This is a genomic window from Janthinobacterium sp. SUN128, assembly GCF_030587275.1.
Taxonomy (GTDB): Bacteria; Pseudomonadota; Gammaproteobacteria; order Burkholderiales; family Burkholderiaceae_D; genus Janthinobacterium; species Janthinobacterium lividum.
On the sequence record NZ_JAPWHY010000001.1, the window covers coordinates 1,588,545 to 1,614,093 of the forward strand.

At 62.0% G+C, this 25,549-nt stretch carries 24 protein-coding genes; 11 read left to right on the forward strand and 13 right to left on the reverse strand.

Translation table 11 applies throughout. From position 1 onward, the window contains the following. Nucleotides 1–2: 2 nt before the first annotated feature. The 4 genes from O3297_RS07160 to O3297_RS07175 form a co-directional block, all read right to left on the reverse strand. Nucleotides 3–383 carry a hypothetical protein gene (locus O3297_RS07160; RefSeq protein WP_034787511.1) on the reverse strand — a complete coding sequence of 127 codons (381 nt, stop codon included), beginning with the start codon at nucleotides 381–383 and terminating at the stop codon, nucleotides 3–5. A 103-nt stretch (nucleotides 384–486) separates the two neighbouring features. Further along, entirely contained in the window at nucleotides 487–1,038 is a 552-nt protein-coding gene (locus tag O3297_RS07165; RefSeq protein ID WP_052140594.1) for a DUF4142 domain-containing protein, read from the reverse strand. A 113-nt stretch (nucleotides 1,039–1,151) separates the two neighbouring features. Then, the gene (locus O3297_RS07170; RefSeq protein ID WP_305048200.1) at nucleotides 1,152–1,805 is read right to left on the reverse strand and encodes an SMI1/KNR4 family protein; all 654 of its coding nucleotides are present in this window, start codon (nucleotides 1,803–1,805) and stop codon (nucleotides 1,152–1,154) included. Further along, the gene (locus O3297_RS07175) at nucleotides 1,802–2,194 is read right to left on the reverse strand and encodes a MerR family transcriptional regulator (RefSeq protein ID WP_099387774.1); all 393 of its coding nucleotides are present in this window, start codon (nucleotides 2,192–2,194) and stop codon (nucleotides 1,802–1,804) included. Before O3297_RS07175 ends, O3297_RS07170 begins: the two co-directional genes overlap by 4 nt. A gap of 97 nt (nucleotides 2,195–2,291) precedes the next feature. Between O3297_RS07175 and O3297_RS07180 the strand changes: the two genes are divergently transcribed. Continuing rightward, a complete protein-coding gene (locus O3297_RS07180) occupies nucleotides 2,292–3,086 on the forward strand; it encodes an SDR family oxidoreductase (protein ID WP_305048201.1) in 795 nt (264 codons plus the stop codon). A 67-nt stretch (nucleotides 3,087–3,153) separates the two neighbouring features. Here the strand turns inward: O3297_RS07180 and O3297_RS07185 are convergent, their stop codons facing one another. From O3297_RS07185 to O3297_RS07200, 4 genes are all read right to left on the reverse strand, one after another. Next, on the reverse strand, nucleotides 3,154–4,290 hold the full coding sequence (locus O3297_RS07185; protein ID WP_305048202.1) for a catalase family protein: 1,137 nt from the start codon (nucleotides 4,288–4,290) through the stop codon (nucleotides 3,154–3,156). A gap of 82 nt (nucleotides 4,291–4,372) precedes the next feature. Continuing rightward, nucleotides 4,373–5,158 carry a class I SAM-dependent methyltransferase gene (locus tag O3297_RS07190; RefSeq protein WP_305048203.1) on the reverse strand — a complete coding sequence of 262 codons (786 nt, stop codon included), beginning with the start codon at nucleotides 5,156–5,158 and terminating at the stop codon, nucleotides 4,373–4,375. Between the two features lie 58 nt (nucleotides 5,159–5,216). Then, a complete protein-coding gene (locus tag O3297_RS07195; protein ID WP_305049625.1) occupies nucleotides 5,217–7,214 on the reverse strand; it encodes a c-type cytochrome in 1,998 nt (665 codons plus the stop codon). Nucleotides 7,215–7,424: 210 nt separating this feature from the next. Beyond that, nucleotides 7,425–8,321, reverse strand: a complete 897-nt coding sequence (locus O3297_RS07200) for a LysR family transcriptional regulator (RefSeq protein ID WP_305048204.1) — start codon at nucleotides 8,319–8,321, stop codon at nucleotides 7,425–7,427. Nucleotides 8,322–8,422: 101 nt separating this feature from the next. Here O3297_RS07200 and O3297_RS07205 point away from each other — a divergent pair, with 101 nt between their 5' ends. After that, nucleotides 8,423–9,859, forward strand: coding sequence for an amidase (locus O3297_RS07205; protein WP_305048205.1), 1,437 nt, complete (start codon nucleotides 8,423–8,425; stop codon nucleotides 9,857–9,859). A 9-nt stretch (nucleotides 9,860–9,868) separates the two neighbouring features. Here O3297_RS07205 and O3297_RS07210 read toward each other — a convergent pair whose 3' ends face one another. Beyond that, on the reverse strand, nucleotides 9,869–10,291 hold the full coding sequence (locus O3297_RS07210; protein WP_092604921.1) for a DUF2061 domain-containing protein: 423 nt from the start codon (nucleotides 10,289–10,291) through the stop codon (nucleotides 9,869–9,871). Nucleotides 10,292–10,533: 242 nt separating this feature from the next. Next, nucleotides 10,534–11,979, reverse strand: a complete 1,446-nt coding sequence (locus tag O3297_RS07215) for a chitinase (protein ID WP_305048206.1) — start codon at nucleotides 11,977–11,979, stop codon at nucleotides 10,534–10,536. Nucleotides 11,980–12,399: 420 nt separating this feature from the next. On the opposite strand from O3297_RS07215, the gene O3297_RS07220 reads away from it, so the two are divergent. After that, complete coding sequence (locus tag O3297_RS07220; protein WP_305049627.1) at nucleotides 12,400–12,924, forward strand: NAD(P)H-binding protein; 525 nt, start codon at nucleotides 12,400–12,402, stop codon at nucleotides 12,922–12,924. Between the two features lie 207 nt (nucleotides 12,925–13,131). Here O3297_RS07220 and O3297_RS07225 read toward each other — a convergent pair whose 3' ends face one another. Beyond that, nucleotides 13,132–14,196 carry a hypothetical protein gene (locus tag O3297_RS07225; RefSeq protein WP_305048207.1) on the reverse strand — a complete coding sequence of 355 codons (1,065 nt, stop codon included), beginning with the start codon at nucleotides 14,194–14,196 and terminating at the stop codon, nucleotides 13,132–13,134. 876 nt (nucleotides 14,197–15,072) lie between these two features. Here O3297_RS07225 and O3297_RS07230 point away from each other — a divergent pair. The 5 genes from O3297_RS07230 to O3297_RS07250 all read left to right on the forward strand — a co-directional run bounded on the left by O3297_RS07230 (nucleotide 15,073) and on the right by O3297_RS07250 (nucleotide 21,065). Beyond that, nucleotides 15,073–16,404, forward strand: a complete 1,332-nt coding sequence (locus tag O3297_RS07230; RefSeq protein WP_305048208.1) for a S41 family peptidase — start codon at nucleotides 15,073–15,075, stop codon at nucleotides 16,402–16,404. Continuing rightward, nucleotides 16,397–16,894, forward strand: coding sequence for a MarR family winged helix-turn-helix transcriptional regulator (locus O3297_RS07235; protein ID WP_305048209.1), 498 nt, complete (start codon nucleotides 16,397–16,399; stop codon nucleotides 16,892–16,894). The genes O3297_RS07230 and O3297_RS07235 overlap by 8 nt, the downstream gene beginning before the upstream one ends. Nucleotides 16,895–17,131: 237 nt before the next feature. Next, nucleotides 17,132–18,169: a zinc-dependent alcohol dehydrogenase gene (locus tag O3297_RS07240; protein WP_370385388.1), complete on the forward strand. Its 1,038-nt coding sequence runs from the start codon at nucleotides 17,132–17,134 to the stop codon at nucleotides 18,167–18,169. Nucleotides 18,170–18,260: 91 nt separating this feature from the next. Next, nucleotides 18,261–18,974: a hypothetical protein gene (locus O3297_RS07245; RefSeq protein WP_305048210.1), complete on the forward strand. Its 714-nt coding sequence runs from the start codon at nucleotides 18,261–18,263 to the stop codon at nucleotides 18,972–18,974. 147 nt (nucleotides 18,975–19,121) lie between these two features. Then, nucleotides 19,122–21,065, forward strand: coding sequence for a cytochrome c/FTR1 family iron permease (locus O3297_RS07250; protein WP_305048211.1), 1,944 nt, complete (start codon nucleotides 19,122–19,124; stop codon nucleotides 21,063–21,065). Nucleotides 21,066–21,511: 446 nt separating this feature from the next. Here the strand turns inward: O3297_RS07250 and O3297_RS07255 are convergent, their stop codons facing one another. Both O3297_RS07255 and O3297_RS07260 read right to left on the reverse strand, forming a co-directional pair. Continuing rightward, nucleotides 21,512–22,138, reverse strand: a complete 627-nt coding sequence (locus tag O3297_RS07255; protein ID WP_370385425.1) for an amidohydrolase family protein — start codon at nucleotides 22,136–22,138, stop codon at nucleotides 21,512–21,514. After that, the gene (locus O3297_RS07260; protein WP_305048213.1) at nucleotides 22,042–22,899 is read right to left on the reverse strand and encodes a hypothetical protein; all 858 of its coding nucleotides are present in this window, start codon (nucleotides 22,897–22,899) and stop codon (nucleotides 22,042–22,044) included. The genes O3297_RS07255 and O3297_RS07260 overlap by 97 nt, the downstream gene beginning before the upstream one ends. A 148-nt stretch (nucleotides 22,900–23,047) precedes the next feature. On the opposite strand from O3297_RS07260, the gene O3297_RS07265 reads away from it, so the two are divergent. From O3297_RS07265 to O3297_RS07275, 3 genes are all read left to right on the forward strand, one after another. Beyond that, a complete protein-coding gene (locus O3297_RS07265) occupies nucleotides 23,048–23,950 on the forward strand; it encodes a LysR family transcriptional regulator (RefSeq protein ID WP_305048214.1) in 903 nt (300 codons plus the stop codon). A 60-nt stretch (nucleotides 23,951–24,010) separates the two neighbouring features. Then, entirely contained in the window at nucleotides 24,011–24,628 is a 618-nt protein-coding gene (locus O3297_RS07270; RefSeq protein ID WP_305048215.1) for a TetR/AcrR family transcriptional regulator, read from the forward strand. A gap of 104 nt (nucleotides 24,629–24,732) precedes the next feature. Beyond that, nucleotides 24,733–25,542: an oxidoreductase gene (locus O3297_RS07275; RefSeq protein ID WP_305048216.1), complete on the forward strand. Its 810-nt coding sequence runs from the start codon at nucleotides 24,733–24,735 to the stop codon at nucleotides 25,540–25,542. Nucleotides 25,543–25,549: the final 7 nt, after the last annotated feature.

A 25,549-nucleotide genomic window follows, 5' to 3' on the forward strand; every position in this document is an offset into this window, starting at 1 on the left:
TTTTACGCGCACTCGGGCAAGGTCCATCCTTCATACCCGAGGTCGGTCGGGTAGATGGCGCGGTTCTGGCCCCAGCGGGCATGGTCGAGGATGCCGTCTTCATGCATGTCCAGCACCCATTCCGTGCTTTCCAGCAGGGTGCCATCCTTGTGATACACGCGGAAGAAGGTGGAGGTGCTGAGGGCGCGCACGATGTTCTGCGGCACGCCGTTGCCGTAATGCGGCACATAGGTCTTGATCACGCACGTGCCCTGATCGTTCCACTGCTGTGCATAGACGGTGGCGTTGCGCGCCGCGCTCACCTTGATGAATAGCCAGCCTGCCAGCACAATGATGAGCAGGAAGGCGGCGGCGATCAGGCCGGTTTTCTTGAGTAGCTGCATGAGGTCATGGCATGGCCAAAAACGAAGTTGCCGCATTGTATGTCAAGAGCGGAAATACTTGCTGTACAGCACGTACTGCAAGTATTTCCCCGCGTATGGCTGTCTATTTCGCCAACGTCGCCTGCAGGGCGTTCGCCATTTCCAGGTGATGTTGCAGCGCTGGCAAGGTTTTGACGGCAAAGGCCTTGATGTCGGGATCGCTGGCTTTCTGGCTGGCATCCGTAAACAGTTTCACGGCTTCCTTGTGCGCCGCCACGCCGATGCTGGCCGCATATTCCTTGTCGAAAGGCTGGCCTTCCAGGCGGCTCAGCCTGTCGATCTGCGCCTTGTGTTTGGCACCGGGCTGGTCGCTGACCTCGATTTGCTTGCTGCTGGCCAGCTGTTTCAACTCCTCAGCCACTTTCGTGTGGTCGGTGACCATGGCGTCGGCGAATTTCTTCACCTCCCCATTGCTGCTCTTGCTTTGCGCCACTTTGCTGGCAGCAATTTCTGTGCTGCCAGCATCGGCGGCCTTGCTGAGGAATTGCTTGTCGTACGCGCCCGGCGCGGCAGCGGCGATGCTGTTGATGGCGATGCCGCTCAAGAGCGCCACGGCGGCGCCGATGGCCACGCTTTTCAGGGAAGGAGTACGCGAACTGGTGGTAGAGATAGGCATGGGAAATCCTTTCATATCATGAGTGCATGCGTGGTTTTTTCTGCAAGCTGATGACAATGTTAAGCCCGCAGCCTGCGCACACCCATAGGACAGTCACGACCATGCCCGTAGGACTATTCCTGTTCGTTAGCGCACAATTCGACTTGTTTGAGAGCAAATAAAGCGGCAATGCCCGCATCGCGGCGCCAGGCGGGCATGCCGATATCGAGCCATTCTGCCATCGCGTCCAGGTGCGAGGGCTCCGAGACGCTGTGTTCGAGTTCGTCGAGCACCGTGTCGCGGTCGATATACAGGCTGTCCAGCCAGGCGTCGAAGGATGGCGCCAGCTCCATCATTCCGTGGGCCCGCTTGCCCGTCCAGTCTGGCAACTCCTGCACATAGGCCAGCACCCGGCCGCCGCCTTCCTCCGTCAGGTCCAGGTAGACCATGGAATTGCCGCCATCGCGGGCAAATGGCAGGATGCGTACCGGCATGTCCGTATTCTCGCGCTCGGAGCGGATTTCGCCCACCAGAGTTTCATCGCAGAAATCGCCTTCGTCAGCGCTGAAGAAGGTATTGAAGCCCATTTTTTCCACGCCGCCATTGCCGTCCGGCACATCGCAGGTGTAATCAAAATAAGCGCCGTTGGCCACTTGCAAGAACGCGAGGAAGGCGGGCGGCAAGGGCGCTTCCAGCAAGGCTTCGATGGCGGCGATCTGCTGCGCCGTGGGGGCGGGCTTGGCGCCTTGCAGTGCCAGGTGGCGGTATTGCATGTAGTAGTTGCTCATTGATTATCCTTGTTATGTACTGGTGCCGCATCGTCGCAGCCCGTCTCCACCTTGGCCAGCGCATCGGCGAGGCCGGCGCGCAGCACGGCCATCGAGCGGGCCTTGTCATCGATCTGGGCAATTTTCGTTTCCAGCATCGCTCGTTTGGTGGCCGTATCGAGCGCGTTTTCCTGCCATACAGCAATGACTTCGGCGATTTCCTTCAAGGTAAAGCCCAGCGCCTTGGCGTGGCCGATCAGCTCGATGCGCCGCAGCGCCTGCGCCGAATATTCCTTGTAGTTATTCGTCAAGCCCGGCTGCGGCGCTTCATCCAGCAGACCCTGGCGCTCGTAAAAACGCACCGTGTCCTTGCTCACGCCCGTCAGACGGGTGATTTCTCCGATGCGCATAGTTTTTTGACTTTCTACTCATTTGCGTCCCACGCTTGACCGTGGACTAAGGACCACAGTTTACATTAGAAACACTTTCAACCACGACACTTTTGCCATGCTCCCATACGACTATTTCAACCAGACCGTGCTGATCACGGGTGCCTCGTCCGGCATCGGCCGCGTTTTCGCGGAAACCCTGGCCACACGCGGCGCCCATTTGCTGCTGCTGGCCCGTTCCGGCGCCGTGCTCGACAGCCTGGCCAAGGAACTTTCCCGGCGCCACGGCATCCGCGCGCATGCGCTGGTGGCCGACCTGGGCCTGCCCGGCGCCGCGCAGAACGCCCACGCGCAAGCCTGCGCGCTGGGCATGGCGCCCGATGTACTGATCAATAATGCGGGTTTCGCCACGCACGGCCGCTTCGAAAGCATCGATCTCGCGCGCCAGGGGCTTGAGGTGTCCGTCAATTGCACGGCCCTCATGGAACTGACGCACTGCGCCTTGCCGCACATGCTGGCCCAAGGGCGGGGCGCCATCATCAATGTGGCGTCCACGGCGGCGCTGCAACCCGATCCCTACATGGCCGTGTATGGCGCCAGCAAGGCTTTCGTGCTGTCGTTTTCGGAAGCCCTGTGGGCCGAAAACCGCAGCCGCGGCGTGCGCGTGCTGGCCCTGTGCCCGGGCGCCACGGAAACGGCCTTTTTCGACGTGGTGGCGGCACCCGAAGCGGCCGTGGGCAAGCGCATGGATCCGCAAGCCGTCGTCGATGAAGCGCTGCGCGCGCTGGACCGGGGCCGCAGCAGCCATGTGGCAGGCAGGCCGAACCGGCTGCTGGCCTGGCTGCCGCGCTTGCTGCCGCGCCAGACCGTGCTGGGGATTGTGGAAGGCATGCTCAAGCCGAAGGCGGCGTAGGCTTCAGAAGGCCATGATGGCGGACATGGCTGGCGCGGTCAGCATGGCTTGCCGCTGCGCATGGTGCCTATTTGATGGCGTCATTGACAAAAACGTCGTCGAGGTTGCGCGGTTCGCGCGCGACCTTGCCCGTGCGCTCGAAGCGGAAACGCGCAGACATCGCATACGCAGCCTTGCGCACGCGCATGATGGAACCGAGCGGCCGGTGCGCCAGCAGGCCATGCCAGGGGCTGAAGGCCATGCCGTCATCGACGGCACGCGACAGGGCTTCGCTCCAGCCCGCCTGCGGCTGGGCCGTGATGCGCGCCACGGGCAGATACGGGCTGTCTGCCTCGGACCAAGCGACGGAGGCGTCTTCCAGCGGCATATTGGCAATGTCGCGGCACAGCTGGATACGCACTTCCCAAGTGGCCGCATGGCGGGCAAAGTAGGCCACGACGGCGTCGCGCAAGCCATTCGGCTTGCCATCCAGGTCGACAGGCGCACCTTTCAGGGCTGACAGTTCCGGCAACACGGGCACCAGCGCCACCTTGGCCATGTAGACGCCATATAAAATGGGCGCCTGGCTATAGTAGGTTTCGCCTAGCACATGGGTTTCCGGATGGCCACCCAGGCTTTTCAGCGTAGCGCTTTCGCCGCCCACGGCTTCGAGCGCCTTTTCCGCTCCCTGCAGTACGGTCGACAGCGCCTGTTTCAGGCGCGGGACTTTATCCGTGGTGCTGGCCAGCAGCTTCAGGCTGCCGAGGAACTTTTTCGCGCTGGGTGCGAGGAAGGCGGGACCGTTGACGAGCACGAAATCCTGCGTGCTGGCGGGCTCCGTGCCATCGTCCGGCTCCAGGCTGGACAACTGGGTGCCCGGTACGCCGATCACTTTGATGGCCATGCCACGCGGCACGGACACCTTGTCGTCAAGCATGTCGCCAGGGATGGTGGAGATGCGCATGACCACATCGTAGCTGGCCGGCGTGGCGAACAGGCCTTGCGCCAGCTCGGGCGCCAGGCCATCGAGTACCTGCAGGCGGGCGCGCAGCAAGCCGTGGCTTTTCGCATGCACGCTGCGCGTGGCATGGCCCGAGTCGGCATAGGTAGTGGCGGAAATGCCGTGCAGGGTCTGCAGCAGCTGCGCGCACGTCTCCTGCTCGCCGTCCTCTTCAAACTCGTAGCGCGGCTCGTAGGGCAGGGGCGGGCGTGGAATGGCGAACATGGCTTTTCCTTGTGATGGGTGAGTGTGCCCCCATCATTGCCGCCAACGCCACATCCTTCTGTTTGCTGGCATACACTGGCCCCTAAATACCTGCCGATGCCGCCTTTTGCGCCACGAAAGCGGCCGTCCGGTAGGGCACGCTGATGCTGTCCCGCCCGCGCAAGGCCGGCTCCGAGGCGATCATCTGGCGAATCTCGTCGTCGATGCGCTGGCGTTCCTGCGGCGGCAAGGCGGCAATAAAACTGGTGGAGCGCACGCGGTTGAACAGCACGTCTTCGGCCGTGCCCGTATGCTCCTGGGAAAATTGTGTTTCCTGCAAGTGTGTCAGCCCCGCGTGGGGGAAGACGTGGCGCCAGGCGCCCGTGTAGTAGCGGGGCGTGTCGCCCTCGACACGGTTGACGATGGCGTCCAGGCTGGCCACCCAGGGCACGCTGGCGTCGCGCAGATTCCACACCAGGCCCAGCCTGCCGCCAGGCTTGAGCACGCGCAATATCTCGTCGAGCGCCGCAGAGGTGGCGAACCAGTGGAAGGCTTGCGCGCAAACGACGGCATCGACCGAGGCGTCGGGCAGGGGAATGGCCGTTGCCGTGCCTGCCAGGGCCTGGACTTGCGGCAAGGTTGCGGACAATGTCGCCAGCATGGCCGGCACGGGTTCCACGGCGATGACCGTGGCGCCCGTGTCCAGCAGGCGCGGCGTGAACTTGCCCGTGCCGGCGCCCAGGTCCAGCACGGTTGTGCCCGGCCCCAGGCCCAGGCTATCCTTCAGCCAGGCCGATACTTCCGGCGGATAATCGGGCCGGCCCTTGACGTAGCTGGCGGCCGCCGTGGCGTAACCGCCGGCTGCCGCGTGATGGATATTGCTGCTCATGCAAGACTCCTCGGATGGTCGTGGCATGAGCGTAGCAGATTCCGCACTGGATGGCGCTTCAGTAGCGCGCATCCCTGGGCTTGCCGCCCTTCGGCCAATCCTTGACCTTGTCGGGGAAGTCCGGGCGCGGCATATGCGTAAAATATTCGGCCACGTCGACGGCGTCCTGGTCGGACAGGTTGCCCTGGCCCAGCGGGAATTTCTGGCCGTGGCCCATCACCATATTGGCCTTGACGAAGCCGGCCGCCGTGTAGGTGCGGGCCATGCCGGCGCCGATATTGAAGGAACGGTCGCCCCACAGCGGCGGGAAAGCCACCACGCCATTGGCGCCCTTGATGCCCTCGCCATTCACGCCATGGCAGACGGCGCATTGCTCGGCATATACTTTTTTGCCATGCACGGGATCGGGCAGCAGATTGCGGTCGATCTTCGCCACGCCGCGTCCCGCCACCTTGTCATTCGCCTGCGTGGCGCCCTTCATCCAGTCGATATAGGCGACCATCGCCTGCAGGTCGGGGCCGTCCACGGGCAGGGGCTTGCCGTGCATGGAGCGGCGGAAGCAGCCATTGATGCGCTCGCCCAGGCTGATGATCTTGCCCGCGCGCGGCGCTTCTGACGGGAAGAAGGCGGAAATGCCGAGGAAGGGCGAACCGTTGGCCACCGTGCCGCCATTCAGGTGGCAGCTGCTGCAATTGAGGTCGTTGCCCACGTTTTTCGGCAGGCGCGCGCGCGTTTCCGTCATCAGCTGCATGCCATGGATCAGCTGGTTGGCATTCGGATCGGCCTTCAGGGCGGCGAAGCGGGGCGTGACGAAGCCGCCCGCGTCCGGCGCCTTGAGCTTGAGCTCCTTGCGCACTTTGGCGATCTGCGCAGGCGTGACGGGCGCGCCTTGATTGCCCCACTTGCCGCGCACAAAGGTGAGGATTTCCGCCAGTTCCGTGTCCGACAGGCGGTCATACGCGGGCATGCCGAAGGAGCGGGGCGAATGCTGCGTGACGGCCGACTGCCAGCCCGTCAGCGCGATATGAATGACGGAGGTGGCATCCTTCGACTGCACCGAGTCGTTCTGCGCCAGCGGCGGGAAGATGTTTTCCACGCCGCGGCCGTCGCGGCGGTGGCAGGTGGCGCAAAACTGCAGGTAGCCGAGGCCGCCGCGCGTGTTGTACAGGGCATCGTTGCTGGCCGCCACGAGGGGCGCCGTTTTCTTCGGCGGTGCGGCCGCCCCATTCTTGGCCGGCAAACTGTGCAGGTAATGCGCCAGCGCATCGAGGTCGCCATCCGTGAAGTACTGCGTGCTGTGCGTGATGACTTCCGTCATGCTGCCGGCCGCCGTGCCGAAGCTGTTGCGGCCCGTCTTGAGCAATTGCACGATGTCGCCCGGCGTCCACAGGCTGCGCAGGTTCACCGCATGCCAGCCGTCGAAGGTGAAGCCGGACAGGTAGTGCTTGCCGCCGCTGCCATCCTGGCCCATGGTCTTTTCCTGGAAGGCCACGCCGCGCGGCGTGTGGCAGGAGCCGCAATGGCCAAGGCCCTGGGCCAGATAGCTACCCCGGTTCCACACGGCCGACTTGGCGCTGTCGGGCTTGAACGGCGCGTCGTCGAGGAAGACGGCGTTCCACAGCGACAGGCCCCAGCGCATGCTGAACGGCCATTTCATGTCCGTTTCGCGGTTTTGCTGCGCCACGGGCGCCACGCCGCGCTGCAAATAGGCGAACAGCGCCTGCATGTCGTCGGGCGTGATCTTCGCGTAGGAAGGGTAGGGCATGGCCGGATACAGGTTGTGCCCATCGGCCGCCACGCCCTTGCGCATGGCGCGGTCGAATTGCGCGAAGGTATACGTGCCCAGGCCCGTCTTCGCGTCCGGTGTGATATTCGTGCTGTAGATGGTGCCGAACGGCGTTTTGAGCTCCAGGCCGCCGGCCATGGCGGCGCCATTCGGGCTCGTGTGGCAGGCCACGCAGTCGCCCAGGCGGGCGACATATTCGCCACGCTTGATCAGTTCGGCCGACGCCGTGGGCGCAGGCGCGGCCCAGGCGCCGGCGCAGAAGGCCAGCATGCCAAGGAGCAGCAGCCAGGTAGTGATCGGAAAGAAGACGGCGGGAGGGCGGCGCGAGCCGCGATGCAGGATGGAAATGGCGTTCATGGTGACCCTTTATTATTACGCGCAAGCTTACGCAGTCGCCACCACGGCGAACATTGGGAGTTTCTTTCGATCGACTAGGTAATCTTCCCTAGTGTTTTGAGATGGAAAATCGTGTAGGCCAACTTACAAGCTGGCCATGATGCGCTCGCGCAGCCAGCGGTGGCCGGGCTCCAGGTGCATGCGTTCGTGCCAGACCATGGCCATCTCGTAGTCGGGCAGGCTGACGGGCGGTTCCCACGTACGCAAGCCACCCAGCGCATTCTTCAGCAAGCGTGACGGCAGCAAGGCCACCATGTCGGATGCCGCCAGCAGGGGCGGGACGATGAGGAAGTGCGGCACGGACAGCACCACCTTGCGCGTGCGCCCCAGCAGCTCCAGCGCCGTATCGACGTTGCTGCGGAAGCCTCCGCCGTTGGGCGAGACGACGATGAATTCCAGCGCGCAAAACTGCTCGAGGTCGGGCGGCGTTTGCAGCAGCGGGTGGTCGCGGCGGCCCGCCAGCACATAGTGCTCGGTGAACAGGGTGCGATGGCGCAAGCCGGGCGGCGCTTCTTCCTGGGCCAGAAAGCCCAGGTCGACCTGGCCGCTTTCCAGGTCGTGCGCCATGCGCGCCGGCACGGCTTCGAAGACGGCCATGCGCGACAACGGCGCCTGCGCGCGCAGGGCGGGCAGCATGGGCAGCAAGATCGCATACTCGGTGGCGTCGGCCGCCGCCAGGTTCCAGCGTACCTCGGCCGTGGCTGGCTCGAACGCCTGTTCCGGCTGTAAGACTTGCTCCAACTGGGCCAGCACGGCTTGCAAGGGCGCGAACAGGGCCAGCGCCCGCGCCGTGGGCAGCATGCCGCGCGGACCGGGCAACAGCAGCGGATCGTCGAAAGCGGCACGCAGCTTGCCCAGTTGCACGCTGACGGAAGGCTGGCTCAGGTGTAGCCGTGCCGCCGCCCGCGTGACGTTGCGTTCAATCAACAGGGCGTTCAGGGTCAGCAGCAGGTTCAAGTCCAGCTTACGCAAATTGTTCATGGCTATACCTTGTATATCAACTATTCATTTCCACTATGATAGCGCAAGCCCTAGAGTAGTTCCTGTGATATCCACTCCTCATCCATTACAGGAATAAACTGATGCAACTCCATGAATATACAAGCTTTGATGGTCTGGGACTGGCCCAGCTGCTGCGCGACGGCGACGTCTCGGCCGTCGAATTGCACGACGCGGCCGTACGCGCCTGCGCCGCCGTCAACCCGCAGATCAACGCCGTGGTCGAGCTGTGGCCGGCGGATTTGACTGCCATCGACAGCTCAGCGCCGTTCGCCGGCGTGCCATTTTTGATCAAGGACGTGGCCGTCACCATGGCCGGCCAGCGCAGCGAAGCGGGCAGCCGCCTGGGCGCCGGCCATGTCGCCGCGCTGGACTCCCACCTGATGACGCAGTTTCGCGCCGCCGGCTTGGCGACGTTCGGCCGCACGAGCACGCCGGAAATGGCGTTTGCCACTACCACGGAGCCCGTGCTGTACGGCGCCACGCGCAATCCCTGGAATTTGGGATTGAGCGCCGGCGGCTCCAGCGGCGGCGCGGCGGCGGCCGTGGCGGCCGGCATCGTGCCGCTGGCCCATGCGACGGATGCGGCCGGTTCCATCCGCGTGCCGGCCGCGTCGACTGGCCTGTTCGGCTTCAAACCGAGCCGGGGACGGGTGTCGAACGGTCCCGCCATGGACGAGATCTTCAGTGGCCTGGGCGTGCAGCTGGGCGTGAGCCGCACGGTGCGCGACAGCGCCGCCTTGCTCGATGCCGTGCAGGCAATCCTGCCGGGCGAGCCGTATCTGACGAGTCCGCCCAGCCACAGCTGGCTGTCGCAGGTGAGCGCGGCGCCGGGCAAGCTGCGCATCGCCGTGCAGCGCGCCGCCTGCAATGACGCCCATCCCGTGCCCGCCGTCGACGCCGCGCTGGACACCACCATGCGCCTGCTGCAAAGCCTGGGCCACCACGTGGAAGAAGTGCAAGCCGCGCTGGGCGTGTCGTGGGAAGCGTTCGTGCACGCGAATGCCAGTATCTGGTGCGCCAACCTGGTGCCGTGGATCGATGCCCTGGCGCAAGAGAGCGGGCGCGCCGTGTCGCTGGACAACCTCGAAGCGGCGACCCTGGCCTGTTACCGCCATGGCCAGACGATCTCTGCCGTCGATTTCGTGGCGGCCCTCGACGTGCGCAACACCGTCACGCGCCACGCTGGCGCCTTGTTTGGCAAGTACGACGTCTTGCTGACGCCTACCATGCCAGATGTACCGCGGCCGCTGGGCCGCTATGGCGAAAAGGAGGAACAGCTTGACGGTATTGGCTGGACGGCGCGCCTGTTCGAGCATTCGCCGTACACGCCGCTGGCGAACGTGGCGGGCTTGCCGGCCATGTCCGTGCCCTTGGGCATGTCGGATGACGGTTTGCCGATCGGCATGCAGTTCATGGCCGGCTACGCCAAGGATGGCGTGCTGCTGCGCCTGGCTGGCCAGCTGGAGCGGGCGGCGCCGTGGGTGCAAAGGCGGCCGCCCGTGTGGGCAGGTAATTGAGGAGGGGGATTACAGGGCGGCGAGGCGGGCCGCACCGCGGCTTTCCAGGCGAAAGCGGACTTTTTCCCACAGCCGGTCGTGGAAGGGCAGGACGATCACGTTGCAGATCGGCTCGACCACGGCCAGCAAGCCGCCAAAGGCCATGGAACCCGTGGCCCAGTACATGACGCCGAAGGCCACGCCCATGTGCAGGGCTGTCTGGCTGAGCTTTTCGCCGGCCAGGGCGGCAATGCCCAGGCGGCTGGCGGCGTAGCGGCGGCGGATCGCGTGCCAGGCTTTTTCGTGCCATGGCAGCAGGGCAACATTAATGACCGGTTCGATGATTGCGGCCAAGCCACCGATTGCCAGGGATCCCGTCAGCAAGTAGGCGAGACCGAAGGCGATCGACATATGCGTGCAGACCTGGCTGAATGTTTTGATGGCTGTGAACAAGGGACGCTCCTTTCTGTTGAATTCGCTTATCCTTGACTCAGATAGTAACGATTCTCATTTGCAAAAGGAAGTAAAATATTTCAACTGAATCCATAGATTAAGACTATGAATTGAGAAATATCAATTGTCCTTACTGGATTATGGATGGCGTCAGGCACGCGCGGGGGAGGGGAGATGCTTCGCCAGGGCATGTGCTGCGCATGTGAGCAGCAAGGCTCCCATGCGCAGTCGGGCAAAGGCTGTTACGGCAGGGTCTTCAGCACATTCTTCGTCGGCACGGAGAAATTATAGTTGTCATGGCGGTCCCAGTTGATCGACCACGTCATCACGCCGCGGAAGTCCGGATACGCCTGCAGCGGCTTGATGGTGCCGCAGTTGAGCAGGCGCGTCAGGCAATTCAGGGCATTGCTGACGTCGGCATTCGTCGTGAAGCCCGAACCGGCCGAACTGCGCCCCGACGGCACGCCGAAGCCCACCTGGTCCGGACGCAAGCCGGCGAAGGTATTGCCGCCATAATTGAACCCCTCGATCAGCATGCGCGCCGTGGCCACCAGCTGGTCGGCCGAACCCGCCTTGATGGCGCCCGTGGCATATGGCGTGTAGATGTCGCCATTGTTGTAGTACTGCGGGTGCAGCACCGTCAGCTCGCTGCGCAAGGCGTTGATGATGGGAATATAGGCGCCCCAGATGCTGCCATAGCTCGTGTATCCCCCTTCCACATACACCCATTCCGGCGCCATCGACAGGTAGAAGCTGTTGCCGACCTTGGTTTTCAGGTTTTTCACGGCGATCGGCAGATAGGTCTGGATGGCCGCGCCTTGCGCCACGCCGTTTTCCAGGTCCAGGTCGATACCGTCGAAGCCATACTTGGTGATGATGGCGTACAGGCTGTTGGTGAAATTCGTCGCTTCAGCCGTGTTGCCGACGGAAACGGAGCCGTTTTGCCCGCCCAGCGACAGGATGACTTTCTTGCCTTTCGCGCGCTTGGCAGCCACGTCGGCGATGAATTGCGCTTCCGTGCCCGCGCCCGGATCGATGGTCAGGCTGACATTGCCGCCGCCCGCGTTGTCGCCGAACGAGACGACGATCACGTCCCAGTCATCGCTGACCTGGCTGATCGGATACGTGGCGCCGCTGGGGTTGGTGAAGTTGTGCCAGTAGCCGATCAGCGCGTGCTTGGCCAGGCCGGTAGGCGTTGGCGTTGGCGTCGGAGTAGGCGTCGGAGTAGGCGTCGGAGTAGGCGTTGGAGTAGGTGTTGGGGTCGGCGTTGGAGTAGGTGTTGGCGTCGGTGTCGGGGTGGGAGTCGGCGTAGGTGTTGGGGTAGGCGTGGGTGTCGGTGTCGGGGTAGGAGTCGGCGTAGGTGTTGGGGTAGGCGTGGGTGTCGGTGTCGGGGTAGGAGTCGGCGTGCCGCAGTCTCCCACCGCCGTCCAGGGCTGGCCGCTGCCGGCACCGCCGCTGCTGGTCGAAGGATTATTGCCTTGCGTCCACCAGTTGGCCGTGTAATTGACGTTGTTGTAGCTGGCCTGGCCGCCGCCGTTGTAGGCGGTACCGCTGTTCCACGGCGTGTAGCAGGCCACTGCTGCGGTCGCGCCGGCCAGCAACTGGCTCGCGCCACCGCTGGATCCGTCGCCGCCGCCACCGCAGGCGGCCAGCGTGCCGCCGAAGAGGGTAAGGATGAGGGTATTCATGACTGTCCGGTTCACTTGCATCTCCTTGTGTGTTTTTAGTATGGCCGGGCGGCTGGACACCGTCCGCCGTTTCAGAGTGCAAGCATTACAAGTGGTAGTCAACTGGTTTTATTCATTGCGCATTATCACAATACCAGTTGCAGCCTTGCCCCGGCATAGGGGCGATGCGGGCCATACCAGTGCCTGTTTGCCAGTGCGCTGGTATGGTGTCCGAAATGTCGCCGGGAGCAGGGCGGGGAAGGGAGGAGCATGCGGGGCAAGGTCCGGCGGCGCGGCTATGGTGCGGTTTCCTGGCGCAAATCGGCATACGGCACGCGCGACAGGTCCAGCAGCATCTGCGTCCAGGCCACCGTCTGGCGCTGCATCAGGCGGTAGTCCAGCGTAGGGTATGCGAGTGTTGAGACTTCTCATGCAAGCAAGCTGCCTGCGCCAGTCCCGGCCAACGGCACGTTGCTGGCCGGCGACGTGCTGGACCAGGCATTGCTGCGGCAAACGATGCCCGGTTACGATCTGGTCTACGCCAATCTGGTGGGCGACGACATGGAAGACCAGGCCAACAGCATCATTGCCGCCATGCGGGCATCCCGTGTCGGGCGCCTGGTTTTCGTCCTGTCGATGGGCATCTACGATGAAGTTCCCGGCAAATTCGGCGCATGGAACAACGCCAGGCTGGCGGAACACCTGAAACCATTCCGCCGCGCCGCCGACGCCATCGAAGCGTCCGGCCTGGCATACACCATCGTGCGTCCAGCCTGGATGACGGACGAAGACGAAGTCGACTACGAACTGACGACGCGCCACGCGCCATTCAAGGGCACCGTGGTATCGCGCAAGAGCGTGGCAAACCTGATCGCCAGCATCATCGAAGCGCCAGACTTGCACCTGCACGCCAACCTGGGCGTGAACAAACCAAACACGGACGGGGACAAGCCGTATTTCATATAGCTTGTCCAAGCGAAGATACCCAGTGGCCACGACAGCGGCGCGCAGATGGGGAAAATCGCATTTGCGATTAGGGAGTTGGCGAAATGGGGGTTTTCTCAAATCCCTCCATAACTTCGCATAATTTATATTATGTCAAATGAAGGATCGAAGCAGGCCGTGCTTTTTGGTTATGAAGTTAGGGCAAGGATTGTCGTGCCCTAACCGCTACTAACAGGCTACATGAGTGTTCTGCGTATCGCTAAATTCATGATTGGGTTGTATAAGAAATTGCCACAAAGGCAGTTCTTTGCTTTTGTGTTTTCTTGGTATTTTGAGAGAAAAAGCATCTGGATCATAGGTAACATCTAACGCTATGATCTGTCCATCTTGAATTGTGTGTTCGGCAAACGCCCAACTGATCATGCTACTTAGATCGCCTATCAACGCAAACGGCTGTCCTTCAAAGAGGTTATCCGTAACACAGCTAAAAACTACGCCGTGCAATCTTCCATCCCTCACGATAGCTTCGGCACGTTGCGGCCAATCTCCAAATCGCATTAAATAGAATGCAATCCGTTGATCGATTTCGGAATGAAGTTCAGTTCCAGCGCAAAATATCTTGCTACTTCGAAAAATAATACTAGCTGTTCCGTCCTCATCCAAAATATTAGCTTCTTCCGGATCTGCCATCAATTCCAGGCGTAGATTCGGCAACGTAGAAATGGATGCATCTCCCAACATATTCATTTCATTCTTTGCAAAGGCGCTAGGAATGGATATTTGAATTCCTTTTTTCACCTTCTTAAAAGACTTTATAGATAACAAGCACCACCGCTTGAAGTCGGAAAAATAAATGGCGATTTTTAACTCAATATCATTTAATTTAGCATATCGCTCAATTTTCTCATAATATTCTGTCGTAAGCAAAAATGGCTTAAATTTATTTGATTTGAAATTTTTAACCTCAACCAGCATCTTTGTGCCATCTTCAAGAACTAAACGATAGTCCGGAGCTAGAACAGGAAGGCCCTGTACAAATATTTCTCCAGCATCTTCGCATTTAATCATTCTACATCTCCCTAGACCACCGGCTACATATGCAAACATAGCTTCAGTCCTTTTCCCATGAAGCATGGTCATACTTGCCTGAGATATATTCAATGAGGATAGCATCTGTTTGGAAAATTTTTCAATGTCGCCGGGATTATTTAGCTGGTACCCAGTCTTTCTAGCCATATTAGAAAAATATTCAATTGCGCCGAATTTCATCGGATCACGATTCATTCTCTTCATTTATTCATTTCCTAGCCACAAATTCAGTAAGTAAAAAGTGGAAACTTAGAATCAAAGTTCTTTTAATTATTTTAAATTTCACGAATTTGAACTTTTACCATCAAATGCTAACTCAAACCAAAAAAATAGTCCACTTTAATTGTGGGACATAGCCTAAGTCAGCCAATTTTTAAAAATTAAAGTCCCCCCTTCTAGCTCTACTACAAAAGGAATGGCATCGAAACTGATCTTTGAAACATCGTTCACAGACACGTAAACGAAGACAGTAGCGAGCCTGTTGAACAGCCCATTTCGGCACCCCAAGCATGTACATAAAATCGCCTAGCATCCTCGTGCGGTTCACCGCCCGCCAATTGGTCCGCCTGGAATTGCGAATGATCCAGTACTGATTACGGAATTCATCCTCTATTTACTCAAGTATCCGCAGCGAATATTTGCCATATCACGTCCCTCCTCCCCTTCAATCAAGGTGGAGTAACTGTCAGAACGGACAATCGTCCACCACTTGTGGCGATCCTGGGGCCGTCACCAGGTACACGACGCCAAGATTGTTGTTCCATCAGGCCTGCAAGCCGTCCATGCAATGGCCGGAAAGCGCCTGAAACGCGAGCTGCGCAGCGCGCAGCATGTTTGTACAAAACGGCCCCCGCCATACATCGACCTCCGGCGCCATGATGCCTCTGGAACGGAAGTAGCGTTTCTGGTCCAGCGCCCTGCACTGCATTTCCTTGCCGCAGTACTTCGCAAGCCGCATTGGAGCATGCGTTGTCAGGCAGCCGCACCATTGGGAACTCTGCAAATCGATGATGCCTATTTTTCTACAACATATTGCACAACATATTGTATGATCGGGCTTCACCGAGGAGTAACGTTAAAATGCGCTATCACTTATATCTGCTTCAAACGCTATCGGCGCTGTCCATAGTGTGCACATCGGGCGCTTTTGCCGAGGAACCGGGCATTTCACGAGATGAAAAGGGGGCGATCATCGCCTCCCTTGATAGCACCTTGAAGGCGAACTACCCGTTTCCCGAAATCGCAAGAAAAATTGCGCCGGTGCTTCAGGAGCGTCTGAAAAAGGGAGATTATGATTCCGCGGCCACGAAGGCAGAGTTTGCGAGCAAGCTGACCGACGATCTCCTCAAAGTCAGCGGCGACCTGCATTTCTTCGTGGGGGCTGACGCAAAATGGATCGCGGAATTCAAGGCGAAGGCCAATCCGGCGCTCAAGGCCAAGATACGAAAAGAAGAATTGAGCACGCTGGAGGAGAGCAATTTCGGTTTCGATGAGGTCGCTCGCCTGAAGGGAAATATTGGCTATATACGATTCAGCTATTTTGCCGATCCGGAACTTGCCTATGATACTGCCGCGTCCGTCATGCGCTTCGTCGGCAATACGGATGCCCTCATCATCGATTTGCGCTATAACAATGGCGGGCATCTGGAAATGGCGCAATTTCTGGCGAGCTATTTCTTCTCCAGCGAGAAAGACCAGCTGCTCTTCGACTATTACTATAATGAGGATGGCAAGCGTATCCAGCGCGGGCAATGGGTGCTGCCGGGGCTACCGGGCAAACGCATGGTGGACAAGCCGGTTTATATCCTGACCGGCTCCACGTCGTTTTCCTCCGCAGAATGGTTTTCCTATGCGATGAAGAAGCTCGGGCGAGCGACACTGATCGGGGAGCGGACCGCCGGCGGCGCGCATCCGGTTGCACGCAAGCCGCTCAACGACGATTTTTTCGTGCAAGTACCGATCGGCCAGATCCAGGATCCCGTGGACCATGGCGATTTCGAAGGAGCAGGCGTCCAACCCGATATCCCAAGCCCGTCCATCCGCGCACTGCCTCTGGCGCACAAGCTGGCGCTTGAAAATCTGGCGAAGACCGATGACGCCAGGCGAACCGAATTTGCCTGGCTGCTCCCAAGCTTGACGGCAGCCATCGAGCGCCCGCACGTCGATGCCGGAATGTTGGCGAAAGCCGCCGGAAAATATGAAGGCCGCCAGATCATCCTGGAGAATGGCACGCTCTACTATATCTGGCGCGACCGGTTCCGGGCCGCGCTTGAGCCGATCGGTCCCGACCTGTTCGCGGTGGAAGGCGTGTCCGATTTTCGATACCGCTTGAATGTTTCGCGCGGAAAAGTAACAGCGCTGGAACGGGTGAACCAGGACGGCAGTATCCAGCGGTACCAACGCCTTGACTAAGGGCACACCTGAGGGGACGCATCACCCGGCCGCGATCGATGACGCCGTGTTTCTCGGCCGCGCTGTCGAACGGCTGAGCGTCCTGATCGCAGAGCAATCCCAGACTGTCTTCGATACGATGGGGATCGTCATCCCGGTTCGCTCGTGTTCGCTGATGACTGTTCTTGCAACGCTCGGCACGGCCTCCGCCTCGGATCTGGCGCGCGAACTCGGACATTCGCACCAGCTGGTCATGCAAAAGATACCCAAGCTGCTCCGTCTGGGCCTGATACAGTATCGGAATGATCACAATGATGCCCGGCGACGGATATTCATGCCCACCGATGAAGGCTTGTCGCAGCTTGCGAAATTCGAGCAGTGCACGGTGCTGATCCGGGCGGCCTATGCCGGCTTGTTTGCCGAGGTGGGGGACGTCAGGCAATTCGTGGATCGGGCCGCCGATGCGCTCAAGGAGAGGCCGCTGGACAAACGCATCAATTCTCCGGCCTGACCATGCCCTGAAGTAAGGCTGCTGGCGCACGCATCGCCTTCCTGCCGGAATACATTGATGTAGATCAATCACTTTTCCTACCGTGTGCAGCAGAATATGATCATTCGCAAGGCTCTGTCGAACAGACCATGGCAGAGCGCTAGGCTGGCGCAACAATCCACCACACGTGCCTTGTTCCCAGCTTGGCGCTCGCGCCTGCGCCCTGCCTTACGCATGACCAACTTCACAAGGAATAACATGATCCCCACTACCATGAAAGCCGCCGTTGTCGAACAACTGGGCCAGCCGCTGGTGTTGCGCGACGTTCCCGTGCCGGTGCCAGGCCCCGGCCAGATCCTCGTCAAGACGGAAGCTTGCGGCGTCTGCCACACGGACTTGCATGCGGCGCGCGGGGACTGGCCCGTCAAGCCGACGCCGCCGTTCATTCCCGGCCACGAGGGCATCGGCCTCGTGGTGGCCGTGGGCACGGGCGTGACCGAAGTGCAGCTGGGCGAACGGGTCGGCGTGCCCTGGCTGTACTCGGCTTGCGGCCATTGCGAACATTGCCTGGCAGCCTGGGAAACCGTGTGCGCCGAGGCGCAGTTTGGCGGCTATACCAAGAATGGCGGCTTCGCCGAATATATCCTGGCCGACCCGCGCTACGTCGCGCATATTCCGGCGGGTCTGTCCGCCGTTCAAGCGGCGCCTATCATCTGCGCCGGCGTGACCAGTTACAAGGGCATCAAGGAAACGGGGGCGCGGCCGGGCCAGTGGCTGGCCGTGTCCGGCATTGGCGGACTGGGCCACCTGGCCATCGAATATGCGGTGGCCATGGGCTTGCGCGTGGCGGCCGTCGACATCGATGAAGGCAAGCTGGAGCACGCGCGCGCCCTGGGCGCCGAAGTGACCATCAATGCGCGCCAGGGCGACCCGGTTGCGGCATTGCGCGAAGCGACCGGGGGCGGCGCCCACGGCGTGCTGATCACGGCGCCGTCGATCGATGCCTTCCAGCAAGGCGTGGCGATGACGCGCAAGCGCGGCACCTGCGTATTGGTCGGCTTGCCGCCGGGCGACTTCCCGACGCCGCTGTTCGACGTGGTCGCCAATTGCGTGACGATACGCGGCTCTTTTGTGGGCACGCGCCAGGACATGGCCGAGGCGCTCGCCTTCGCCGCCACGGGCAAGGTCAAGGCCGGCGTGGAATTGCAGCCGTTGTCGGCCATCAACGAGATCTTCAGCCGCCTGGAACATGGCAAGGTTGCCTCGCGCGTGGTGCTCGATTTCAGCGGTAGCTGAACGCCAGGCGGGTAGCGCGGTGTGTCGTGCGACGGCAATTTAATTGCCGTTGCTATGATGGCATCTCATACAGAACACCGAGGACACTCCGATGAAGAAATCCCTCTCCGGCCTGCTGGCCTGCGCCGCCCTCGCCTTGTCCTTTTCGGCTGGGGCGGCCAGCGCGGCCGAGCCGGCCCCGGCTACGCTGCCCGGACACTATTACCTGCAAGGCGTCATGGAAACGGGTTCCGAACTGCTGCTGAAAAAGGACGGCAAGTTCGAATGGATGCTCAGCTATGGCAATACCGACGAGCAAGCCAGCGGCGAGTGGCGCGTTGCCGGCGACGTGGTGACCCTGGTGGCGGGCAACGGCGGCAAGGAGCCGCAGTTTCGCGTGTTCGAGGAATCGGAAATGCGCATCCAGAAACCCGCCGAAGCGGGCCTGTGGGTGGCCATCGTCGGCTTCCCCCGGCTGGGACCGATGGCCGGCGTGGAAGTAAAGTTCGAAGCGCAAAGCGGCAAGACGGCCACGGCCGTCAGCGTGGCGAACGGCGACGCCATCGTCCGCATGCCGGCGTCGGAAAGCTGGGTGCGCGCCGGCCTGCGCCGCCAGGGTGCAAAAGCCGACTATCAATGGCTGGCCGTGCCGCCCGTGCGCGCGCAGGAACGCATCGCCGCATTCGCCGTTACCGATCCCCAGTGGTTGAGAGGCCAGGCATTCCAGAAGCTGTCCTTGCGCGTGGTCAAGGGCGGCCTGAAAGTGGACGATCCGGACCATGGCCTGGCCAGGGGCCTGTACGCCAAACCGGCATCGACGCAATAGCCTTCTTTCCCCGTCTTTCCATTCTCCCGGCACGTTGTCCTGGTCAAGAATAATGACCGGGGCAGTACGCGCACGCCCGTGCGCCGTTGACACCCCGCACGGTCTGTCCTATAGTCGCCGGGTTAACGACAAATGAGAATGAGAATCATGTTCAGTTCTATCAAGAAATGGCTCGTCTGCTATCCACTCGTGGCCGCCAGCGTGTTGCTGGCTGGAGGCGCGCAAGCGCAAGTGGCCGACCAGGGCGCCGGCGCCAAGCAGCTGTGGCAATTGATCGATTATGTTGCCGTCGATTACAGCGGCGCCGTCGAGCACGGCAAAGTGGTGAGCGAAGCGGAATACGCGGAAATGCTCGATTTTACGGACAACGCGACGACGCAGATCGCCGCCCTGCCCGCCCACGCTTCGCAGGCGGCCATCGCCGCCGCCATCGCCGACCTGCGCAAAGCCGTCGTCGCCAAGGCGGATGGCGCGGAAGTCAAGCGCCTGGCGCACCACGCGAATGGCTTGCTGATTGCCGCCTACCCGATTCCCGTGGCGCCGAAAGTGCTGCCCAACCTGGCGCGCGGCGCCGCCCTGTATGCGGCCCAGTGCGCGTCCTGCCACGGTGTGGCCGGCGGCGGCGACGGTCCGCTGGCGGCCAGCTTGGAACCGAAGCCGATCGCCTTCACGGATGGTGAACGGGCGCAGTCGCGCAGCCTGATGGCGCTGTACCAGGTCATTTCGCAAGGCGTGGCCGGCACCTCGATGGCCAGTTTTGGCCAGCTGTCCGAAAACGAGCGCTGGGACCTGGCGTTCTATGTCGGCGGCATGTCGCACGATGCGGCGGCAGGCGCGCGCGGAGAAAAGCTGTGGCAGGATGATCCGCGCAGCAAGAACCTGTACGCGGACCTGGCTGCCGTGACGACCCTGACGCAGGAAGCCGTTGCCGCCAAGCTGGGCGCGGACGAGGCGCAAGCCTTGACGGCGTACTTGCGCAGCAACCCTGGCAAGGCCGAGGCGCACAAGCCGGCCGGCCTGGCCCTGTCGCGTTTGCGCCTGGCGGAAAGCCTGGAGGCCATGCATGCGGGCGACCGCGCGGGCGCCACGCGCCTGGGCCTGTCGGCCTACCTGGACGGTTTCGAGCCGATCGAGCCGATGGTTGGCGCGCGCAATAAATCCCTGCTGCTGGCCGTGGAAAACGCCATGCTGGCTTACCGCTCCGCCGTGGCCAAGGGCACGGTGGCCGACGCCGACGCGGCAGGCGAAAAGCTGCAGCAACTGTTTACCCACGTGGAAGCGGAACTGGGCGACGCCAAGGCCGACCCGATGACGACCTTTATCGGCGCCCTGACGATCTTGCTGCGCGAAGGCGTGGAAGCGTTGCTGATCGTCATCGGCATCATCGCCTTCCTGCGCAAGGCCAAGCGCAATGACGTGCTGCCCTATGTGCATGCGGGCTGGGCCAGCGCGCTGGTGGCGGGCGGCCTGACATGGGTGGCGGCAACGTATCTGGTGACCATCAGCGGCGCCAGCCGCGAAGTGAGCGAAGGCCTCGGTTCCGTGTTCGCGGCCCTGGTCCTGCTCAGCGTGGGCTTGTGGATGCACCAGAAGAGCAGCGCCGGGCGCTGGCAGGAATACCTGCACGAGAAACTCACGGCGGCCATGACGCGGCGCTCCGCCTGGGGCCTGTTCGCCCTGGCCTTCATCGCCGTCTACCGCGAAGTCTTTGAAACCGTGCTGTTCTATTCCGCCCTGGCGGCGGACGGCAATGGCGGCGCCCTGCTGGGCGGCTTCCTGGTGGCCATCGTGCTGCTGGTCGTAATCGCCTGGGCCTTGCTGCGCACCAGCGCGCGCATGCCTATCGGCAAATTCTTCTCGTGGACGTCCGCCTTCGTGGCCGTGCTGGCCGTGATTTTGATGGGCAAAGGGGTGGCCGCGCTGCAGGAAGCGGGCTGGATCGGCGTGAGCCCCGTCGATTTCATCCGCGTCGACCTGCTGGGCATCCTGCCGACCCTGGAAACCTTGCTGGCGCAGGCGGCCATCCTGGCCATCATCGTCGCCGGCTATGGCTGGAACCGCGTCTCGGCAGGCAAGCGCAAGCTGGCTTGACCTTGTAGAGCCGGCACGGGCAAGCTGCCCGTGCGGGCCACGGCGCGCCTGTTCAGGCGCGCCATCCCTCCCCCGCCATCGGCCCCACTTTCATCGCCAACATCGTCATGACGGGCGGCGGGCCAGGCAAGGATACGCCGCCGTTTTCCTTTACCCGGCAAGACATCCTGAATAGAATATGATGGCCATCATGCGGAACTTGCGCAACAACTCAACTGCCCAACCCTCGTCGCCAAACCGCAAGGAAGCCACCCACGAACGCATCGTCGAGGTGGCCACGGCCAGGACATTGCGGACCATTTCCTGACGTCGCCCTTGCGTGGATGGTACCGTTTTCATCCGGACAGGGCTTTCGACACGCGGTCTCCGAACAAGTGGTTTGCAAGGCAATGGCGATGCCCGCGCCGAAAGCGATGGGTAACAGTAGCGCGTTCATCAGGCGCTGCTTACGCGTGGTGGATCGGCGCGAACGATTCAGCAAACAGATCGGGCTGGTAACCGGCGGCATTGAACAGGTGAGCGCAGGATTCGTCGATCGCGGAGCGCAGCCTTGCCTGATCCACGCCCAGTACGACGCCACCGCGTTTGCGCACGCGCCCGTTGATGATGACGGTATCGATATTGCTGCGCTCTGCCGCGTGCACCACGGTACCGATGGCGTTGTTGACCGGGTAGAGGTTGAGGTCGCCGGTGCGTATCAGTACCAGGTCGGCCTGCTTGCCTGGCGCCAGGCTGCCGATGCGTTGTTCCAGCCCCGCACACGCGGCGCCGTCGATCGTGGCCGCCTCCAGCAAGCGGAACGCATCGGTGGGCGCCGCCGCATGGTGGTGCCCATGCAGGCGCTGGGTATGCCCCAAGACCCGCTGCAGGTAGAACGCCACGCGCATCTCCATGAACATGTCGCCGCTGTACGAGGTCTCGTTGTCGACACTGAGGCCGGGGCGTATGCCGTGCTGGAACGCCGCCTGCCAGGCGTTCATGCCATCCTCGATACCGTAGAGCGCGGGCATACGTTGACGCGCACGCCTGCCTCGCGCAAGATTTTCCAGCCGGATTCCGGCAGGCAGGTGCAGTGGTTGAAGATGTTGTCGTTGCCAAGCAGCCTCTGCTGGTGCAGGCCTTCGAGTTCGGCTGCCATGCCACCACCAAAAAACTCGGTCACGATGGGAATGCCCAGTGCCCGCGCGATGGCCCACTGCTCCGGTTCCAGCTGCGCCATCATGGCCAGCGTCACCAGGCTGTCGGGATTGGCAAAATACTTTGCCTGCAGGCGTGCGAGGTTGCCCGGCCAATGCGCCTCATCCCAGTCGCCCGATACGGGCGCGCCGGATGCATGCACGGCGCGGATACCCGTATCGAGCAATGCTTCGACGGCCGCGTCGGAGTGCGCCGCGGTGCGGCTGTTGTGGGAGTTGTCGATCACGGTCGTGATGCCGGCATCGATGCAGCCCAATGCCGTGAGCAGGTTGCCCACGTAAATGTCGCGCGGCCGGTAGTATTTGGCAAACGAGAAATGGGTGGCGTTGCAATAGTCCTCGAGCGTTGCCGCATTCGGATTGATGCGGCGCAGCTGGCCTTCCCAGGAGTGCCGATGGGTATCGACCATGCCCGGAATGGCGATCATCTCCGCGGCATCGATCACCTCGGCACCGTCGGCCTCCAGGTGCACGCCGATGGCGGCAATGGCGCCATCGGCAATCAGGATGTCGCCCTTGGGCAAATTGCCGATATTGCCATCCATGCTGATGATCGTCGCGCCGCGTATCAGCATCTTGCGGGGGGCTGGGGCCAGTGGCGCCAGCAGAGCCGGCAATTGAGTATCTTGTTCAAGCATGGTTGAGTCCTGCGATAGGTAATGGCTTGCACGCAGTCTAGTGCAGTCAAGCCGGCGGAAAAAGTAGCGCCGGGCGTTTTCAGCATGCGAAAAATCCGAACAATGTTGGGTTATAGTGCCATTTCCTTTAGCATCACACGGACAAGACATGGATCGCGTACAAGCAATGCAGGTATTCCTTCGCGTGGTCGAGAGCAGGAGTTTTGTGCGCGCGGCAGAGACCCTGGGCTTGCCCGCATCGTCGGTCACCGGCATCATCAAGCGGCTGGAAAAACATTTGCAGACGCGCCTGCTGAACCGTTCCACACGAAACCTCAGCCTGACACCCGAAGGCGAGCGCTACTTCCACCGCTGCCGCGAAATACTCGACCTCATCGACGACACCGAAGCCAGCCTGCAAGGCCCGGGCGAGCGCCCGCAAGGACGACTGCGCGTGGATATGCCGGGCGGCATCGCCCATGCCGTGATCCTGCCGCAGTTGCGGCAATTTCAGCAGCGCTACCCGGATATCTACCTGATGATCGGCGTCAATGATCGCCAGGTCGACTTGATACAGGAGGGAGTCGATTGCGTCATCCGCACCGGCAGCCTGGAAGACTCGACGCTGGTCGCGCGCCGCTTGGGCGAGCTGCGCTGGATCACCTGCGCGGCGCCGTCCTACCTGGCCGAACACGGTGTTCCCGCGCTCCCGGAGGATTTGGCAAGCCACCGGACCATCCACTACTTTTCCAGCACGGCGCGGCGGGGGAGCGATCTGCATTTCATCGACGATGGCGTCCGCGTCGCGGTGCCGGTCCCTGGCACGGCCGCAGTCAACGAGACCGGGCTATACATCAAACTGGGCCTCGACGGCCACGGCTTGATGCAGCTGGCCGAGATCCTGGTGCGCGACCATTTGCAGGCTGGAGCATTGGTTGAGGTGCTGGCCGACAGGCGGCCGGCACCTGTGCCGGTATCGCTGCTCTATCCCCACCACCGCTTTCTCTCCCCGGCAATGCGGGCCTTCACCGACTGGACGACAGAACTGTTCAGCAACGCCAGCCTGATTTGACCGCGCCGAGCGCCGCCTGCAGGCGCAGCGCATCGCGTGCACGGAGTTGGAAATTACGATATGATGATCATCATGCAGAACTTACCCAACAAGTCAGCGGCCAAAATCTCGGCGCAAAGCCGCAAGGAAGCCACCCACGAACGCATCGTCGAGGTGGCCACGCGCGCCATCCGCCGCAGCGGCTATGCGGGCACGGGCGTGGCCGACATCATGAAGGAAGCGGGCCTGACGCACGGCGGCTTCTATGCCCACTTCGCCTCGCGCGACGCGCTGCTGGCCGAAGCGGGCGACCGCGCGGGAGCCGAAGCGGTGGCGCTGGCGGCCAGGGTGGCGGCTGCCGCCCCTCCCGGCCAGGCCCTTCAGGCCATGATGGCCGCGTATCTGTCGCCCGAACACATCGCCGCCATCGAGGTTGGCTGCCCCGTCTCGGCGCTGGGTTCGGAAATGCCGCGCCAGGCGCCCGAGGTGCGGCGCGCCGCCACCATCCACATCAAGGAAATGATCGACCTGTTCGCCCGCCAGCTGCCGAACTGGGGCCAGCCCGACGCACACGCGCAAGCCATGGCGACGGTGTGCGCCCTGATCGGCACCACCATCCTGGCGCGCGCCGTCGACGAACCGGCCCTGTCGGACGCGCTGTGCGCGGCCACGCTGGCGCAGCTTCAAGCGACCAGTTAATTGTCCTGCCCGTGGCGTTGATGCGTCCCGGGCTTTTTTTTCAACAACAATATGATGATCGTCATATTCCATATCCCAAGCTGTCAATCACTGAAGGAACTGCCATGAAAAACCACAAGATTGCCCTGGTCACCGGCGCCTCGTCCGGCATCGGCGCGGCCACGGCCCAGCGTCTGGCGCAAGCGGGCTACACGGTGTACGGCACCAGCCGGCGCGGCGCACAAACGGCCGGAGTCGGCCATGCGATGCTGGCGCTCGACGTCACCAGCGATGCGTCTGTCGCTGCAGCCGTGGCCGAGGTGATGCAGCGTGAAGGCCGCATCGACCTGCTCGTCAATAACGCCGGTTTCGGCGTGGCCCCGGCGGGCGCCGAGGAAAGCAGCATGGCGCAGGCGCAAGCCATCTTCGACACGAATTTCTATGGCGTGCTGCGCATGACCCTGGCCGTGCTGCCGCACATGCGGGCCCAGGGCGGCGGGCGCATCCTCAATATCGGTTCCGTCGTGGGCTTTTTGCCCATGCCTTACGGCGCGCTGTATTCCGCCACCAAGCACGCCATCGAGGGCTACACGGAATCGCTCGACCATGAAGTGCGCGGCTGGGGCATCCGCGCCAGCGTCATCGAACCGGCCTATACGAAAACCACGTTCGAAGCCAATCTGCTGGCGCCCGACGCCCCTCTGCCCGCCTACCAGCAGGTGCGCGCGGCCGTCACGCGCCGGCTGCAGGAACTGATGGCCGGCGCCGATGACCCTGGCGTCGTGGCCGACACGGTATTGGCGGCCGTGCAGGCACGCCAGCCCAAGCTGCGCTACACGGCCGGGCCGCTGGCGGCGCGCTTGCGCCTGATGCGCCGTTTCATGCCCGCCGCCCTGATGGACGCCGGGTTGCGCAAGGACCTGCGCCTGGCTTGATCGCCCC

Bases quoted from the DNA above. Each gene is read 5' to 3' on its own strand.
- O3297_RS07275 (WP_305048216.1), top strand. From the start codon at position 24,733: ATGAAAAACCACAAGATTGCCCTGGTCACCGGCGCCTCGTCCGGCATC.
- O3297_RS07185 (WP_305048202.1), bottom strand. From the start codon at position 4,290: ATGTTCGCCATTCCACGCCCGCCCCTGCCCTACGAGCCGCGCTACGAG.
- O3297_RS07245 (WP_305048210.1), top strand. From the start codon at position 18,261: ATGAAGAAATCCCTCTCCGGCCTGCTGGCCTGCGCCGCCCTCGCCTTG.
- O3297_RS07170 (WP_305048200.1), bottom strand. From the start codon at position 1,805: ATGAGCAACTACTACATGCAATACCGCCACCTGGCACTGCAAGGCGCC.
- O3297_RS07165 (WP_052140594.1), bottom strand. From the start codon at position 1,038: ATGCCTATCTCTACCACCAGTTCGCGTACTCCTTCCCTGAAAAGCGTG.
- O3297_RS07190 (WP_305048203.1), bottom strand. From the start codon at position 5,158: ATGAGCAGCAATATCCATCACGCGGCAGCCGGCGGTTACGCCACGGCG.
- O3297_RS07265 (WP_305048214.1), top strand. From the start codon at position 23,048: ATGGATCGCGTACAAGCAATGCAGGTATTCCTTCGCGTGGTCGAGAGC.
- O3297_RS07260 (WP_305048213.1), bottom strand. From the start codon at position 22,899: ATGCTTGAACAAGATACTCAATTGCCGGCTCTGCTGGCGCCACTGGCC.
- O3297_RS07215 (WP_305048206.1), bottom strand. From the start codon at position 11,979: ATGAATACCCTCATCCTTACCCTCTTCGGCGGCACGCTGGCCGCCTGC.
- O3297_RS07270 (WP_305048215.1), top strand. From the start codon at position 24,011: ATGATGATCATCATGCAGAACTTACCCAACAAGTCAGCGGCCAAAATC.
- O3297_RS07180 (WP_305048201.1), top strand. From the start codon at position 2,292: ATGCTCCCATACGACTATTTCAACCAGACCGTGCTGATCACGGGTGCC.
- O3297_RS07240 (WP_370385388.1), top strand. From the start codon at position 17,132: ATGATCCCCACTACCATGAAAGCCGCCGTTGTCGAACAACTGGGCCAG.
- O3297_RS07160 (WP_034787511.1), bottom strand. From the start codon at position 383: ATGCAGCTACTCAAGAAAACCGGCCTGATCGCCGCCGCCTTCCTGCTC.
- O3297_RS07250 (WP_305048211.1), top strand. From the start codon at position 19,122: ATGTTCAGTTCTATCAAGAAATGGCTCGTCTGCTATCCACTCGTGGCC.
- O3297_RS07230 (WP_305048208.1), top strand. From the start codon at position 15,073: ATGCGCTATCACTTATATCTGCTTCAAACGCTATCGGCGCTGTCCATA.
- O3297_RS07205 (WP_305048205.1), top strand. From the start codon at position 8,423: ATGCAACTCCATGAATATACAAGCTTTGATGGTCTGGGACTGGCCCAG.
- O3297_RS07200 (WP_305048204.1), bottom strand. From the start codon at position 8,321: ATGAACAATTTGCGTAAGCTGGACTTGAACCTGCTGCTGACCCTGAAC.
- O3297_RS07195 (WP_305049625.1), bottom strand. From the start codon at position 7,214: ATGCTGGCCTTCTGCGCCGGCGCCTGGGCCGCGCCTGCGCCCACGGCG.
- O3297_RS07175 (WP_099387774.1), bottom strand. From the start codon at position 2,194: ATGCGCATCGGAGAAATCACCCGTCTGACGGGCGTGAGCAAGGACACG.
- O3297_RS07225 (WP_305048207.1), bottom strand. From the start codon at position 14,196: ATGAAGAGAATGAATCGTGATCCGATGAAATTCGGCGCAATTGAATAT.